General features: G+C 73.6%; 14 protein-coding genes. 6 read left to right on the top strand and 8 right to left on the bottom strand.

The features are described from left to right. Nucleotides 1-11 precede the first annotated feature (11 nt). From ACBJ32_RS35460 to ACBJ32_RS35480, 5 genes are read right to left on the bottom strand one after another with little or no spacing between them, the layout of a single operon-like run. A complete protein-coding gene (locus ACBJ32_RS35460; RefSeq protein ID WP_375130469.1) occupies nucleotides 12-1,208 on the bottom strand; it encodes a hypothetical protein in 1,197 nt (398 codons plus the stop codon). After that, nucleotides 1,205-1,714, bottom strand: a complete 510-nt coding sequence (locus tag ACBJ32_RS35465; protein ID WP_375130470.1) for a SigE family RNA polymerase sigma factor — start codon at nucleotides 1,712-1,714, stop codon at nucleotides 1,205-1,207. The genes ACBJ32_RS35460 and ACBJ32_RS35465 overlap by 4 nt, the downstream gene beginning before the upstream one ends. Before the next feature lie 60 nt (nucleotides 1,715-1,774). Continuing rightward, on the bottom strand, nucleotides 1,775-2,134 hold the full coding sequence (locus tag ACBJ32_RS35470) for a hypothetical protein (RefSeq protein WP_357882427.1): 360 nt from the start codon (nucleotides 2,132-2,134) through the stop codon (nucleotides 1,775-1,777). A 37-nt stretch (nucleotides 2,135-2,171) separates the two neighbouring features. After that, entirely contained in the window at nucleotides 2,172-3,227 is a 1,056-nt protein-coding gene (locus ACBJ32_RS35475; protein WP_357882430.1) for a glycosyltransferase family 9 protein, read from the bottom strand. Further along, nucleotides 3,224-3,352: a hypothetical protein gene (locus ACBJ32_RS35480; RefSeq protein WP_375130471.1), complete on the bottom strand. Its 129-nt coding sequence runs from the start codon at nucleotides 3,350-3,352 to the stop codon at nucleotides 3,224-3,226. Before ACBJ32_RS35480 ends, ACBJ32_RS35475 begins: the two co-directional genes overlap by 4 nt. Before the next feature lie 84 nt (nucleotides 3,353-3,436). Between ACBJ32_RS35480 and rfaE2 the strand changes: the two genes are divergently transcribed. Then, nucleotides 3,437-4,852, top strand: a complete 1,416-nt coding sequence (gene rfaE2 / locus ACBJ32_RS35485; RefSeq protein ID WP_357882435.1) for a D-glycero-beta-D-manno-heptose 1-phosphate adenylyltransferase — start codon at nucleotides 3,437-3,439, stop codon at nucleotides 4,850-4,852. 38 nt (nucleotides 4,853-4,890) lie between these two features. After that, nucleotides 4,891-5,439, top strand: a complete 549-nt coding sequence (locus tag ACBJ32_RS35490) for a hypothetical protein (RefSeq protein ID WP_375130472.1) — start codon at nucleotides 4,891-4,893, stop codon at nucleotides 5,437-5,439. A 4-nt stretch (nucleotides 5,440-5,443) separates the two neighbouring features. Here ACBJ32_RS35490 and ACBJ32_RS35495 read toward each other — a convergent pair whose 3' ends face one another. After that, nucleotides 5,444-7,018, bottom strand: a complete 1,575-nt coding sequence (locus ACBJ32_RS35495; protein WP_375130473.1) for an IucA/IucC family protein — start codon at nucleotides 7,016-7,018, stop codon at nucleotides 5,444-5,446. 79 nt (nucleotides 7,019-7,097) lie between these two features. Here ACBJ32_RS35495 and ACBJ32_RS35500 point away from each other — a divergent pair, with 79 nt between their 5' ends. The 4 genes from ACBJ32_RS35500 to ACBJ32_RS35515 all read left to right on the top strand — a co-directional run bounded on the left by ACBJ32_RS35500 (nucleotide 7,098) and on the right by ACBJ32_RS35515 (nucleotide 12,445). Continuing rightward, a complete protein-coding gene (locus tag ACBJ32_RS35500) occupies nucleotides 7,098-8,642 on the top strand; it encodes an IucA/IucC family C-terminal-domain containing protein (RefSeq protein WP_375130474.1) in 1,545 nt (514 codons plus the stop codon). Nucleotides 8,643-8,755: 113 nt separating this feature from the next. Beyond that, complete coding sequence (locus tag ACBJ32_RS35505; protein ID WP_375130475.1) at nucleotides 8,756-9,499, top strand: STAS domain-containing protein; 744 nt, start codon at nucleotides 8,756-8,758, stop codon at nucleotides 9,497-9,499. Between the two features lie 47 nt (nucleotides 9,500-9,546). After that, entirely contained in the window at nucleotides 9,547-10,557 is a 1,011-nt protein-coding gene (locus ACBJ32_RS35510) for a chemotaxis protein CheB (protein ID WP_375130476.1), read from the top strand. 28 nt (nucleotides 10,558-10,585) lie between these two features. Next, a complete protein-coding gene (locus tag ACBJ32_RS35515) occupies nucleotides 10,586-12,445 on the top strand; it encodes a CheR family methyltransferase (protein WP_375130477.1) in 1,860 nt (619 codons plus the stop codon). A gap of 30 nt (nucleotides 12,446-12,475) precedes the next feature. Here the strand turns inward: ACBJ32_RS35515 and ACBJ32_RS35520 are convergent, their stop codons facing one another. Beyond that, nucleotides 12,476-13,585: an exo-alpha-sialidase gene (locus tag ACBJ32_RS35520; RefSeq protein ID WP_375130478.1), complete on the bottom strand. Its 1,110-nt coding sequence runs from the start codon at nucleotides 13,583-13,585 to the stop codon at nucleotides 12,476-12,478. Nucleotides 13,586-13,839: 254 nt separating this feature from the next. Further along, nucleotides 13,840-14,415 carry a class F sortase gene (locus ACBJ32_RS35525; RefSeq protein WP_375130479.1) on the bottom strand — a complete coding sequence of 192 codons (576 nt, stop codon included), beginning with the start codon at nucleotides 14,413-14,415 and terminating at the stop codon, nucleotides 13,840-13,842. Nucleotide 14,416 lies beyond the last annotated feature (1 nt).

Raw genomic sequence — 14,416 nt, forward strand, 5'->3', positions numbered from 1 at the left:
GACCGCAAGCCTCACCTCGGGGTGAGGATCCAGCGCCAGGCGCCGCCGCCGTTGCTGTCACGGTTGGCGGCGAGCTGGGTCATCCTGGAGCCGTCCACGCTGACCAGCACGAGGCCGTTGTCGAACTCGTTCTCGCACTTCCCCGCGCAGCCGAGCGCGATGACGTTCTCGTCGTCCGCCCAGGCGTGCAGCTGCAGCACCTGCTGCCGCCCGACGATCTTCCCCGTCCCCACCTCGGTGATCTTCGTGGGCATGCCGTCGCGGCCCAGCACCAGGCGGCCGTCGGGCGAGGTGGCCGGGAGGCTGGTCCCGCGCCGGTACCGCTCCCCCTCGGGCGCGTCCCTGGACTCGCCGTCCGGGGTGTAGAAGAGCCGGTCGGGCGTGGTGGTCGTGGGCGACCAGATGAGCGTGCCGTCCAGGCTCCAGCCGAGGTCCTGGCGGTTGCCGCCGGTGATCTGCGCGTCGCCGTGAAAACCGGGCAACGGCTCCAGCTCGTGGTAGTCGGCCGTGCCGCCGGGGACGTCGATGACGTAGTAGCCGATGCGCGGGCTGTCCCGCATCACCGGCGCCATCTGGTCGCCCTCGCCCTGCATGAGATCGGGGTAGCCGGAGTAGGCGGTGGCCAGGATCCTGGTGCCGTCAGGCGACCAGGCGACGGAACCCACGGAGTGCTCCAGCTCGAACCAGCCCAGCATCTGCCGGGTGTTCAGGTCCATCACACCCACGCGCCTGCCGAGCAGGTCCCCTTCGATCACCGCCGCCACCTGCAACCCTGGAGCGACGTCAACCCACGCGTACGGCGTCTGCTCGTAACCGCCGGTGCGCGGGTCGTACAGGGACCAGGTGCGCCGGACCCGCTGCTGGCCGCCCGCGACCGGCTCCAGCGTGGTCACGTAGTACGCCGACACGGCCATCCGGCCGGCCGCGATGAGCTTGGCAGGCGGGCTGTGCTCCACGTCCGTACGCACGTCCGTCGGCACGGACGACGGCCGGGGCGGCAGCGTGATGTTGTTGAGCGGGCGCACGACGGGCTCGGGCTCGCGCTGCCCGGTGACGAACACGGCGACGGCCGCGATCATGGCCGCGACCAGGACCGCCGCGCCGTACGGCCGCCAGGTGCGCCTGCGTAGCGCCCGGTCGGCCAGGCCCGGCGGCACCCTGGCCTCGCCGGCCCAGTCCTCCAGCGTGTCGCGCAGCAGCCGGGTCACGTGGCCACCTCCAGGTCGCGGGCCAGCTCGGGGGCGATCTCGCGCAGCCGCGCCAGCGATCGGTGCGCGGTGCTCCTGACCGTGCCGATGGAGCAGCCCAGCACCTGGGCCACCTCCTGCTCGGGCAGGTCCTCGTAGTACCGCAGCACCAGCACCGCGCGCTGGCGGGCGGTGAGCCTGGCCAGCGCGGAGCGCAGCACCAGGCGCAGCTCGCTCTGGTGGTGCGCGTCGCGCGCCTCCCGCTCGGGCGGGCTCGCCTGCACCACCTCGCCCCGCCGCGTGCTCGCCCGCCACCAGCTGATCTGCTGCCGGTACATGATCTGCTTGGCGTACGCCTCCGGCGCCGCCACCCGCCGCCAGCCGGCCGCCAGCTTCGCCAGCGCAGTTTGCACCAGGTCCTCGGCCGCGTGCTGGTCACCACCGGTGAGCAGGAACCCGAGCCGCATGAGGGCAGGAGAACGCGCGTCGACGAACTCGCGGAACCGTTGCTCGTCCGCGGCGTCCACGGTCACCTCCAGGGGATCGACATCACCCTCTCAGACGCCGCGCGGCACCTCCCGCTATGCCTACCGCATCAGATCGGGGCCCTCGTCCTCGTCCGACCAGGTCGGCCTGGGGTTGCGGTACTCCATCGGCGTCTCCTCCCGGGCCGTCTCGTCCACCGGCCCGGCCTGCCGGGGCACCTCCAGCAGCCCCAGCGTGTCCTGCTCGCCCCTGCGGGCGATCACCTCGTTGATCGCCTCGGTCAGCTCCCGCCTGTCATAGGGGCCCTCGGGCAGCTCGTTGAGGTGCGTCAGCAGGTCGGCGGAGAGGTTCACGTGCCGGGAGGCCTGCGCGTAGACCTCCCGCATCACCACCCGCTCGCGCCCGTGGAACGCCTCGTCAATGGCCTGGCGCAGCTCGTCCAGCACAGCGTGGTCGGTCATCGGTCCTCCTCGGTCCGCAGGTCCTGCACCCGCTCCGTCATCGGTCACCCTTGATCAGCAGGTCCTCCACCTGCTCCGTCACCATGTCCACCGAGACGTCGCGCACCCATGACTCGTCGTGCGGGCAACGCTCGGCGGCCGGGTCCACGCCGTCCGCGCCGCAGCGCGGGCAGGACGTGGTCCAGGAGATCAGCGGCCGGTGCGCGGTCCTGCTGAGCGGGCCGGCCTGGATCAGGTTGCCGCACCAGTAGATGGCCACCGTGGGGGTGCCGACGGCCGCGGCCAGGTGGCGGGGGCCGGTGTCGTTGGCGATCAGGAGGTCGCAGCGTTCGTACAGGGCGGCGAGCGCGCCGAGGCCGAGCGCGCCCACGACGGGGATCGCGGGCCGCCGCATGGCCTCGACCACGCCCATCACCAGCTCCCGCTCCGCCCGCGTGCCGGTCACGACCACGGGGCGGCCGGTCAGGTCGGCCACCTCGGCGAAACGCTCCACCGGCCAGCGCCGCCGCGGGTCGGTCGCGCCCGGATGCACGGCCACCAGCCCCTGCGGCGGCTGCCCGAGCGCGCGGGCCAGCTCGGCGCGGTCGGCCCCGGTGACCGTCACCCGCGGCTCCAGCCCGCCGTCCACCGCGCCGACCAGCGCCGCGACCTGGAGGAAACGCAGGGTCTCGTGGTGGTAGTCGGTGTACGGCACCCAGCGGTCCAGCCGCTCGGCCCCCGGCGCGCGCAGCCCGGCGGTCACCCTGGCCCCGAGCCGGCGCACGAACGGGTTGGAGAACCGGCCGCCGCCGTGGATCTGCACCGCCAGGTCGAACTCCCGCTGCCGCAGCCGCGCGCACAGCTCCTCGGGCGCCGCGTGCCCGGGCTCCCGGGTGGAGACGCCCGAGATCGGCGGCAGCGCCACCACGTCGTCCACGGGGCCCGGCCGCCCGGTGAGGAACCCGGCGTGCCAGGCGGTGCCCAGCAGCGTCAGGCGCGCGCCGGGGTAGGCGCGCTTGAGCGCCTCCAGCGCGGGCACGGCCATGAGGTAGTCGCCGATGGCGTTGGCCCGCAGCACCGCGATCCGCCGGACGTCCCCGATCAGCGCTGTCATGACGACTCCAGCACGCAGTCGTGGCGTTCCGCACCCCGGTCCGCGACGGTGGCCGGCGGGACCGCGGGCGCGGCCGGCCGGTCCCTGGACGGGACGAGCACATCGAGCTCTGAAGGGCGGTGCATAGCGGCCTGGCTACCCGGGGTCTCCCGTCCGTAACTTCCGCTATATATGGTTTGAGCTGGTCTTTCACAGGTACACGCTCCTCTATGGGCACAGAGGGGATCGTCAACGCCGTGGTCGTCGGCGACGTCATGCTCGACTCATGGCTGCACGGCTCGGCCAAGCGCCTCGCGCAGGAGGCGCCGGTGCCCGTGATGAGCCTGGAGGCGACCGAGGACGCCCCGGGCGGCGCCGCCAACACCGCCGCCAACCTGGTGGCACTCGGGGCCCGCGTCCGGCTCGTCGGCGTGGTGGGCGACGACGACTGCGGCGAGAAGCTGGAGCGCTCGCTGCGGCTGTTCGGCGTCGGCGCCGACCTGGTGACCGTGCCGGGGCGGCGCACCGCGCACAAGCGGCGGCTGATCACCAGCGGGCAGCTCACCGCGCGCTACGACGAGGAGGATCTGTCCGCCATCCCGGAGGCGGCCGAGCGCGAGCTGCTCGGTCGGATCGTCGAGGCCGTGGCGGAGGCCGACGTGGTGGTGGCGTGCGACTACGGCGGCGGGGTGTTCACCCCGGCCGTGCGGCGGGCGCTGGCGGGGCTGCCGCTGCTGGTGGTGGACGCGCACGGGGTAGCGCCGTGGCGGGAGTGCGCGCCGTCCGCGGTGCTGCCGAACTACGCCGAGGTCGTACGCCTGCTCGGGGACGACGGCGGAGCGGTGGACCGGCCCGCGTACCTGATGGGCCGGTCCGAGCGGCTGCTGGAGCTGACCGGCGCCGGGATCGTGGTCACCACGCTGGACGGCGAGGGCACGCTGCTGCACAGGAAGGGCAGCCCGCCGTACCGGACCTATGCCCAGCCGGCGCCGCAGCACATGGCCACGGGGGCGGGCGACACGTACACGGCCGCGTTCGCGCTCTGGCTGGCGGGCGGGGCCTCGCCCGAGGAGGCGGCGGAGGCGGGGCAGGCGGCGGCCGGCGTGGTCGTACGCCGCCAGGGCACCGCCGTCTGCACCCGCTACGACCTGCTGCGCGCGCTGCGCCGCCAGGAGGGCACGGTGCAGACGGCCGAGCGGCTGGCCCAGCTCCTCGACGAGCACCGGCGCAGGGGCGAGCGGGTGGTGTTCACCAACGGCTGCTTCGACGTGCTGCACCGGGGGCACGTGACGTACCTGGAGCAGGCGGGGCAGCTCGGCGACGTGCTGGTGGTGGCGGTCAACAGCGACGCCAGCGTGGCCCGGCTGAAGGGCCCCGGCCGGCCGGTCAACCCGTGCGAGGACAGGATGTCCGTGCTGGCCGCGCTCAACGACGTGGACTACGTGACCGAGTTCGACGAGGACACGCCGGAGCGGCTGATCAGGATGATGCGGCCCGAGCTGTACGTGAAGGGCGGCGACTACACCGCGGAGATGCTGGCGGAGGCGCCGCTGGTCCGCGCGCTGGGCGGCGAGGTGCGGGTGCTCGGTTACCTGCCCGACCGCTCCACGACCGCCATCATCGGCCGCATGCGCTCGCTGCCGTAGCGAGGTTTAGCCGCCGTGCCGTTCGGTAGCGGCACACCATGACACAGACCCTGCAGGCCCCCTCTCACCTGCGCGAAGACGTACGGCCCGAGCGGGAGCGCAAGCCGATCGTGCGGGCGGCCGCCAGGGGCGCGATCGCCTCCATGGCGATGTCGGGCCTGCGGCAGCTCACCACCGCGCTCGGCATGGTGCCGAGCACCCCGCCCGAGTCCGTGATCGAGCGGACCGCGCCCACGGCCTTCCACAACGTCCCCGCCGAGCGGCGGCCGGCCGTGGTGGAGGCCGTGCACTGGCTGTACGGGGCGGGCGGCGGCGCGTTCTTCGGCTGCCTGCCGAGGGCCGTGCGCCGGCGGCGCTGGGCGGGGCCGGTCTACGGGGTGCTGGCCTGGGCCGCCTTCGAGGTCGCGATCGCGCCCGCGCTGGGCCTGCCGCGCCGGCACGGCAAGGCCGAGCGGCTGGCGCTGCTGGCCGACCACGTGCTGTACGGCATGGTGGTGGCCGCTTCACCGTGGCCCCACGAGGACCGCCCCGCGAAGGGCCGCGGCCAGGACGCCGCCCTGCCGCCCTGGGCCCAGGAGCGCCCGTAGACGCTCACGGGCTGAAGAGCCGCAGCGGGTTGGGGATCGGCACCCACCGCATGGCCGCGCCGTCGGCGTCCAGCCAGCGCAGCAGCAGGTTGGCCTTGGCCGGGATGTGCGTGGCGGCCAGCAGGTCGCGCAGCTCCGGCGGGTCGCCGTACTCCTTGGCCGCGTCGGCGAACCCGGCCCTGGCCCGCGCCCACAGCTCGTCCCGCAGCCGGGGATGCCGTTCCGCCACCGCCCCGGCGATCTCGCACAGGTTGTTGGTGAGCAGGCAGTACACCAGCCGCTCCCACGCCCGCACGCCGCCCAGCACGGGCGCGCTGAGGTCCGGATGGCGCTCGGCGACGAGCTTGACCCCCTCGTGGTCGCGGAACAGCGCCTGCCCCGGCATGCCCTGCTCGTCCACGGCGATCAGCACGTTCTGCAGGTGACATTCGAGCACCACCCCGTGCCGCAGGTACGCGTGCAGGACCGGCGGCACGACGTGCTCCAGGTACCGCTGCCACCACGCGAGCGCCCCGTCCTCGTCGAGTGCGTCGAGCGGGTTGCCGGGGAAGCCCTCGCTGATCCCCGCCGCCAGCAGCGCGGTCAGCCCCGGGAGCAGGTGCTCGCCCAGCCCGTCGCGGACGATCACGGCCAGCGCCTCGCCGCCGTCCGCGCCGAGCCGGGCGCTGCGCCAGCCGCGGTCGCGCAGCACGGCCGGGCGCGGCAGGTGGCAGGGCAGGTCGTCGAACGCCACGTCCACCAGGGCCGCCACGAGCGAGAGCCGGCGCAGGTCGTGCAGCCACAGGCGGCGGATGTCGTTGGTGATCCGCACGTCCAGGCTGAACTTGCAGAACAGGTCCGCCTCGGGCAGGTACACCGTGCGGACGGACGCGGTGGCCACGGCGGTGGCGGCCGTGGCGCCCAGCCGGCGCAGGCCGGGCTCGCCCAGCAGTTCGAGTTGCCAGGGATGGGCGGGCAGCAGGGTCAGGCCGTCATCCGGGAGGCCGCCGCGCCGGTCCAGCGGGCTCGCGGGATCGAGCGTGTCCAGGGCGCTCGCGTCCCCGTCCTCCACGAGGTCCTCGGCGGGCACGCCGAGCAGCGGCAGGGGGAAGCTCGCCCGCGCCTCGGGCGAGTAGCGCAGCCAGGAACCCGGGTCGCCACCGCCGCGCGCCTTGGGGGCGGGGTGGTAGCGGTGCCCCGCCACGAGTGCCTGCTCGGAGCGCAGGTACGCGTCGGCGGGCGGCACGGTGGTGCGCCTGGCCGCCAGCAGGGCGGCGGTGACGTCCCGGCTGTCGAGGATCTCGGCGGGCAGCCCGTCGTTGGCGACGCCGGTGGCCGCGCGCAGCTCGGCGGCCGTCAGCGCGACCAGCTCCGGCAGCGGCAGCGGGCACCAGCCGTCGGGGGTGCGCAGGGCGGGGGCGGCGGGGAACCGGGTGCCTCCGGCCCGCAGCAGGTGACCGGTCGCGGGCAGCAGGAAGGCTCCGGGCTCGGCGGGCCGGGCCACCTCGCGGATGAGGCAGTTCAGCAGCGCCGTCACGGCGAGGGACTCGGCTTCGAGCCCTGGCCCTGCGGCGGGCAGGAGGCCGTCGGTAAAAGCCATGGCGACCTACTCCTACCCTTTGTCCCCATTGATGCCCTCAGAGTAGCTATCAGGCTGGTTTCTGGGGAAGATGGGGGTTATGAGGCGTTTAGAGGGTGAGTTCGCCGCCGAACTGGCCCTCGTCCGGCCCGATCTGTCCGCCCGCTACGCCGCGGCACTTCCCGGCGCGCGGGCCGCCGTGCTGGGGCGGTTGTGGCGGGGGCTGCTGTACGAACCGCTCCCCGGCCTGACACCCGCCGGGCCCGCGCGCCTGCTGCTGGCCGACGGGCGCGAGCTGACGGGGCGGGAGCGGCGGCCGTACGACCTCGGGGAGGAGCCCGCGCTCTGGCTGGACGGGCGGCCCCACGCCCATCCGGCCGAGCTGCTGGCCGCCCTCGGCCTGCCCTGCACGGACCGCCTGGTCGAGGAGCTCGACCACAGCGTCGCCTCCATGGCGCTGTCCCGCGCCGGCGCCTCACCGCGGCCGGGCGACACCCCGGAGGATCACGAGCAGGGCGTGGTGGACGGTCACCCCTACCATCCGGGGTGCCGCAACCGGCCGGGCGTGTCCGTGGCCGAGCAGCTCGCGTACATGCCCGAGCACCGCCCCACCGTGGCCCTCGACCTGCTGGCCCTGCCCCTGCGCGACTGCCTCGTCTCCGGGCCGTGGCCGGCCTCGCTCGTGGACGGCGGCCGGCTGCTGCTGCCCGTGCACCCGTGGCAGACCCGGCACGTCCTGCCCGCCCTGGGCCTGCGCCCGCACGCCACGGGGGCCATCCGGGCCCGCCCGCTCATGTCCGCACGCACGCTCGCCCCGCTCGACGGCGGCCCGCACCTGAAGACGGCGTTCACCACCCGGATGACCTCGGGCGTCAGGGACATCTCCCCCGGTTCCGTACGCGACTGCGTCCCCCTGTCGAGCCTGCTCACCACGGTGTCCGAGCGGTGCGGCGGCGGGCTGCGCATCGCCCGCTACCTGGCCGGGGCCGCCGGCAGGGCGGGCGGCGAGTACAGCGCCGACCTGTCCTGCATGCTCCGCGAGCCCACCCCCGAGAAGGGCCCCGTGCTGCCCGTCGCCGCCGTCACCCGCGCGACGGCGCACGACCCGGCCGCCTGGCTCGCCGCGTTCGCCCGGCTGGCGCTGGCGGACACGCTGGGGATGCTGGCGCTCGGCGTGGCTCTGGAGGCACACGGCCAGAACCTGCTGGTCGCGCTCGGCGGGGACGGCCTGCCGTACCGGCTGGTCTACCGCGACCTGGCCGACGTGCGGCTCAGCCCCGCCAGGCTGGCGCGCAACGGGATCGAGCCGCCGCCGGTCAGTGCCCGGCTGCTCAGCGACGATCCGGCGGTCCTGCACGCCAAGCTCTTCGGCTCGCTGGTGGGCACCACGTTCGGCAGCCTGATCGCCCTCTTCGGGCAGCGCGACAGGGCGGTCGAGCGGCGGCTCTGGGCGATCGTGGCCGCCGCCGCCCACGAGGCGTTCGAGGCGCTGCCGGACACGCCTGACGTACGTGCCGACCGGAACGCCCTCTTCGGCGAGCGCATCGCGGTGAAGGCCCACCTGGTCGCGCGGCTCGACGGCGCCCCGCCGGGCGACAGCTGGACCAGCCTGCCCAACTTTCTCACCGTCCGGCAGGGTGCTTGATGGCCAATCGCCTGGCCCTTTGCCCGGTGGAGCGAGATTATGGAGGCCGAGCCGGAATCTGCCACGCGCGGCCGTCCCAGAAGGCGCGCTGACCCAGAGAGAGGGGGCTCACCATGATGCAGCTGTCGGTGCGCCTCGTGCCCGTCGACGACGTCACCTTGGTGATCGCGCTGACCGGGGAGCTCGACTCGACGACGAAACCCGTGCTCGCCGCCTTCCTCGACCCCCTGCCGCACACCCCCGTCAAGCACGTGCTCGTGGCGGCGGGCGACCTGTGGTTCTGCGACCTGAACGGGCTCGACCTGCTCGCCCGCACGCACCGCGCGCTGCAGGAGAAGGACGGTTACCTGGCCCTGGCCGAGGTGCAGCCGCCGCTGCGCCGTCTCGTCGCGCTGATGACCGAGCGGTCCCTGACGGCGATCCCGCTGTTCGCCAGCATGCCCGAGGCCCTCGCGGCCGCCGGCGTGGAGGCGTACCAGCTTCCCGAGCCGCCCGTGCGGCGCCGTCACCTGCCGCGCCTGCGCACCGTGCCCCGCGCCCAGCCCCCGGCGCGGGAGCAGCCCCGGTCGCGACGCGAGCCGGCACCCGAGCAGCCCCGCCCGCTCGCGCCGCCCGTCGAGCTCGACGCGAGCCGGCTCCCCGAGATCATCTTCGAGTCGCGCTCGCTGCGCGACCAGGCCGTCCACCAGCAGCAGGCACTGCACAAGCGGCTCCACGCCGCGGCCGAGGCCCGCACGCGGCTCCTCAGGACCCGCCGCCGCTGCGACGACAGCCTGCTCGCCCTGCGCAGCAGCCTCTCGGAGGCCCGCTCGATCCTGACGCTCACGGAGGCGGACCGGGTACCTCCCCATCTGTAGGGCGATGCGCGCGCATGGGGCCCTCCCCCGCGGATAGAGGGCAGGGCATGGAGGCTGCAGGGCGTGACGTGGTCGTGGTCGCCGCTTCGGCGGGCGGTGTCGAGGCACTGCGGGTCCTGCTGGGCGGGCTGCCGCCCGATCTGCCGGCGGCGGTGCTGGTGGTGCTGCACGTGCCGCCGCAGGGCAACAGCGTGCTGGCCGGCATCCTCGACCGGGCAGGGCCGCTCAAGGCAGCCCCCGCGGACGACGGGGAGAGCCTGCGTCCAGGCCGCGTGTACGTCGCGCGGCCCGACTTCCACCTGCTCCTGAGCAAGGGCCAGGTCCGCCTGTCGCGGGGCCCGCGGCACAACGGGCACCGCCCGGCGGCCGACCCGCTGTTCATGAGCGCGGCCCTGGACGCCGGAGCACGCGTGGCGGCCGTGGTGCTGAGCGGCACGCTGGACGACGGCGCGAGAGGATGCGAGGCGATCGACAGGCACGGGGGCGCGGTCGCCGTGCAGGAGCTGTCGGAGTGCGCCTTCCCCGGCATGCCGAGGGCCGCCAGGACGGCGGTGCCGACGGCGCGGGCACTCCCGGTACGCCAGATCGCCGGGTGGATCACGGAGCAGAGCCGTACCCCTGTGAGTACGGAGAGCCAGGTGTGCGACGGCGAGATGGAGCACGAGATCGAGCAGTTCCTGCGGGAGGCGCCGGCGCTGGGCGAGCCCGAAGGAACCCTGGTCGCCCTCAGTTGCCCGGAGTGCAACGGCCCCATCTACGAGCAGAGGAGCCGCAGGACCGACCGGTACGTCTGCAGGGTGGGGCATGCGTGGTCGCGCGACAGCATGATGGACGCGCAGTCGGACGCCGTCGAGCGGGCCCTGTGGGTGGCGATCCAGCGGCTGGAGGAGCGGCTGCGGGTGCTCGAACGCATGCGCCGCTCCGCCGGGGAGCGGGGCCAGCACGTCTCGTCGCGTTACTTCGACGAGGAGCTGGAGCGCACCGGGGAGGCGCTGAACACCATTCGCATGCTGCAATCCGGCATCGGTCGTAACGGTGACCCGCTGCAGCCGGGCTGAGCAGGCCGGATCGGCGTAGGCTTCGCTCGTGGCCACAGAGGAAGAGCGTGATTTCGACGACCTCCTCCTTCTCCTCAAGGAGACGCGCGGTTTCGACTTCACGGGATACAAGCGCACCACCCTGATCCGGCGGATCGCCCGCCGCCTCGAGGTACTGAAGCTGCGCGACTACGGCGAATACCGCGATCTCCTGGAGCTGGAGCCCGAGGAGTTCACGCGGCTCTTCGACAGCCTCCTGATCAACGTCACCGGTTTCTTCAGGGACGCCGCCGCGTGGCAGCGGATGCGCGAGCTCGTCGTCCCCGCCCTGCTCGACCAGAAGCCGGCGGGCCGGCCCATCAGGATCTGGAGCGCCGGCTGCGCCACCGGCGAGGAGGCCTACACCATCGCCATGGTGCTGGCCGAGGAGCTCGGCCTGGACGAGTTCCGCAACCGCGTCAAGATCTACGGCACCGACCTCGACGAGAAGGCGCTGAACGTCGCCAGGACGGGCGTCTACACCGACCGGTCGCTCGCCGACGTGCCCATCGATCTGCGCGAGACCTACTTCGAGCGGGTGGACAACGGCTACACCTTCCGCCGCGACCTGCGCCGCCAGCTCATCTTCGGCCACAACGACCTCACCCACGACGCGCCGATCTCCCGCGTCGACCTGCTGCTGGCCCGCAACACGCTGATGTACTTCAACACGGACATGCAGCTCAACATCGTCCGGCGCTTCCACTTCGCGCTGTCCGACCCCGGGTTCCTGTTCCTGGGCAAGGCGGAGATGCTGCTCAACCACAGCGACAAGTTCGAGCCGGTCGACCTGCGCATGCGCCTGTTCAGGAAGATCAGGCCCGCCCACCACGGCAACCGCGCGCCGTGGTCGGTCACCGGCGCCGCCCCCGACCTGGCCTCACGCCTGCCCACACTGGCGTCCGTGGCGCTCGCCTCCGGCCCCGTGGCCCAGATCGTCGTGGACTCCTCGGGCAACCTGGCGCTGGCCAACTCCAGGGCCGAGGCCCTGTTCAACCTCAACCCGCGCGACGTCGGCCGTCCCTTCCAGGACCTGGAGGTCTCCTACCGGCCGGTGGAGCTGCGCTCGGTCATCGAGCAGGCCCGCCACGACCTGCGCCCGGTGGAGCTGCGGGAGGTGGTCTGGCGCCGCGTCGGATCGCCGGAGGCCGGCGTCTTCGACGTCTCGGTCGTCCCCCTGCTTGCCTCGGGCAACCTGGTCGGGATGGGCATCCACTTCTACGACGTCACCCGCTACCGCAAGCTCAGGGACGAGCTGGAGCAGGCCAACAGGCAGCTCGAGCAGGCCTACGAGGAGCTGCAGTCGCTCAACGAGGAGCTGGAGACCACCAACGAGGAACTCCAGTCCACCAACGAGGAGCTCGAGACCACCAACGAGGAACTCCAGTCCACCAACGAGGAGCTGGAGACGATGAACGAGGAGCTCCAGTCCACCAACGACGAGCTCCAGCACATCAACGACGCCCTGACCGCCCGCACGATCGAGCTCGACGACGTCAACAGGTTCGTCTCCTCGGTGGTGCGCAGCCTCGGCGACGCCGTGGTGGTGCTGGACGGCGACCTGCGGGTGGTGGTCTGGAGCCCGGGGGCCGAGGAGCTGTGGGGGATGCGCTCCGACGAGGCCGTGGGCGAGCCGCTCGCCGGGCTCGACATCGGCCTGCCCCTGGAGCTGCTGCTGCCGCGCCTGCGCACCGCCCTCGCCGACGGGTCGAGGCCGCTGGAGACGGTGGAGGGGCTGGTGCTCGACGCGGTGAACCGCCGGGGCCGGCCGGCGCCGCTGACGGTGCAGCTGTCGCACCTGCGCACGGAGGACAACAGCGTGCACGGGCTCATCATGATGATGAACGTCGTCAACTCCGACGGCAGCTAGCCACCCGCGGGGGGCTCGCGGCCCCCGGACCTAGGAGGAGGCCGCGGCCAGCTCCGAGACCGGGATGCGGCGGAAGGCGATGCTCTCGTACGGGCCGAAGTTCCCCGTCTCGAACAGCAGGCCCACCGTGTCGCCGTCCACCCGCACCAGGTCGGAGTAGGCGGCGGGCAGCCCGGACACCGTGTGCACAGCCCGCCAGGTGACACCGTGGTCGTGGCTGGCGCGTACGGTCATCAGCGCCCGCGCGTCGGGCGCCGCCGGGCCCGAGAACAGCAGCACCTCCGGCGACTCGCACCACAACACGCTGCCCTCCACCACCGGCCCGGCCAGCCCGGCCTGCGGCCGGAACGGCAGCTCCAGCGTCTGCCCGCCATCGGCGGAGCAGGCGTCGGCCCTGGTGCCGGGGGCGGTGGAGTCGGTGCGGGTGTTGAAGTAGATCCGCCCGCCGGGCAGCTCGGTGCCGGTGGTCTCGTTCACGTTGACGTACCCGTCGGGGTTGTCGTCCACGTAGCCGATCCGCCAGGTCTGCCCGCCGTCGTCGCTCAGCAGCGAGTGGCCCCCGTTGTACTTGCCCTCGGTCCCGTTGTCCTGCCCGCCGGGCGGCAGCGAGTGGTTGGCGGGAACGACGATGCGCCCGGCGTGCTCGCCCTGCCGCAACACGAGCGCGTGCCCCGGCGTGGTCGCGTACCACCGCCACTCGGGCCGCTTCGTGCTCTGCGTGATCTCCCTGGCCGCCGACCAGGTGACCCCGTCGTCCTCGCTGACCTGGACGAACACCCGCCGCCCGTCAGCCGCCGCGACCTGGCCGCGCCTGATCTTCTCCTCGGTGGCCGAGGGGCCCTGCCGCACGAAGACCAGCACGATCCGGCCGTCGTCCAGCACCACCGGCGCCGGGTTCCCGGCCGTCCCCCGCCGCGGCTCCGTCGCCACCACCTGCAGCTCGCCCCACGTACGGCCGCCGTCGGACGATCGCTTGAGCACCAGGTCGATGTGCCCGGAGTCGGACGCCGAGCCCCGCCGCCCCTCCGCGAACGCCAGCACCGTGCCGTCCCGGGTCACCACGACCGCGGGGATCCGGTAGGTGTGGTAGCCGTCGGTCGACTGCCGGTACGGGAGCGAGGTGGGGTAGTCATCCGCCATGTGGGCACGCTACGTCTCGCGGGTTAACGGACTCCGACGCGAGCCGTACGTGACGGCGAATGAGGCCGGGGACGCGGAGACCATCTGGTGGGGGCGCCGCCGCACAGCGGTGCGAAGGTGACACAGGCGGACATCGCCCCACCGCGGCACGACGCACGCGGGCACGACGCACGCGGGCACGACGCACGCGGGCACGGCTGTGCCGCCGGGGAGGCGTCCCTGTCTCCTCGGCGGCACGGCCGCGCGATGTCACCTCAACGGGCGAACACGATGACGTTGTCGCGGTAGCTGCGGCGGGCGCGGTCGAACGTGCCGCCACAGGTGATCAGCCGGAGCTGGGTCCCTGGAGCGGGACCGTAGACCTCCTTGTCCGGGATGCGGCTCTTGGGGTAGCGGGCCAGGCGGCCGACCCTGAACGTGACCGTGCTGCCGTCAGCGCGGTCGACGTGGATGCGGTCGCCCTCGCGTAACTGGCGCAGGCGGTAGAAGACCGCCGGCCCGGTCGCGGAGTCGACGTGACCGGCGATCACGGCGACCCCCTTCTCGCCCGGCTCCGGGCCCGACCTGTTCCACCCCACCCGGTCGAACGCGGTGGGAGCGACCAGGCGGCCCTTGGCGTCGAGCCGCAGCGGGATCACGCGGGTGGACAGCTTGATCGCCGGTATCCGCAACCGCACAGGGTCCGCCGCGTCCCCGGCACTCCCGTGGAGGGAGCCGCCCAGGGCGCCGGCCGCCTGCGCCTGCGCCTGCGCGGCGGCGGTGGCGTTGCCGGTGGCGCAGGCGGTGGCCGCGACCATGAGGCAGGTCACGGCCGCCAGTCGCGTGCGCATG

It is taken from the genome of Nonomuraea sp. GTA35 (assembly GCF_041950525.1).
In the GTDB taxonomy this organism is placed as follows: Bacteria; Actinomycetota; Actinomycetes; order Streptosporangiales; family Streptosporangiaceae; genus Nonomuraea.

Bases quoted from the DNA above. Each gene is read 5' to 3' on its own strand.
- ACBJ32_RS35470 (WP_357882427.1), bottom strand. From the start codon at position 2,134: ATGACCGACCACGCTGTGCTGGACGAGCTGCGCCAGGCCATTGACGAG.
- ACBJ32_RS35475 (WP_357882430.1), bottom strand. From the start codon at position 3,227: ATGACAGCGCTGATCGGGGACGTCCGGCGGATCGCGGTGCTGCGGGCC.
- ACBJ32_RS35480 (WP_375130471.1), bottom strand. From the start codon at position 3,352: ATGCACCGCCCTTCAGAGCTCGATGTGCTCGTCCCGTCCAGGGACCGG.
- rfaE2 (WP_357882435.1), top strand. From the start codon at position 3,437: ATGGGCACAGAGGGGATCGTCAACGCCGTGGTCGTCGGCGACGTCATG.
- ACBJ32_RS35490 (WP_375130472.1), top strand. From the start codon at position 4,891: ATGACACAGACCCTGCAGGCCCCCTCTCACCTGCGCGAAGACGTACGG.
- ACBJ32_RS35495 (WP_375130473.1), bottom strand. From the start codon at position 7,018: ATGGCTTTTACCGACGGCCTCCTGCCCGCCGCAGGGCCAGGGCTCGAA.
- ACBJ32_RS35500 (WP_375130474.1), top strand. From the start codon at position 7,098: ATGAGGCGTTTAGAGGGTGAGTTCGCCGCCGAACTGGCCCTCGTCCGG.
- ACBJ32_RS35505 (WP_375130475.1), top strand. From the start codon at position 8,756: ATGATGCAGCTGTCGGTGCGCCTCGTGCCCGTCGACGACGTCACCTTG.
- ACBJ32_RS35510 (WP_375130476.1), top strand. From the start codon at position 9,547: ATGGAGGCTGCAGGGCGTGACGTGGTCGTGGTCGCCGCTTCGGCGGGC.
- ACBJ32_RS35520 (WP_375130478.1), bottom strand. From the start codon at position 13,585: ATGGCGGATGACTACCCCACCTCGCTCCCGTACCGGCAGTCGACCGAC.
- ACBJ32_RS35525 (WP_375130479.1), bottom strand. From the start codon at position 14,415: ATGCGCACGCGACTGGCGGCCGTGACCTGCCTCATGGTCGCGGCCACC.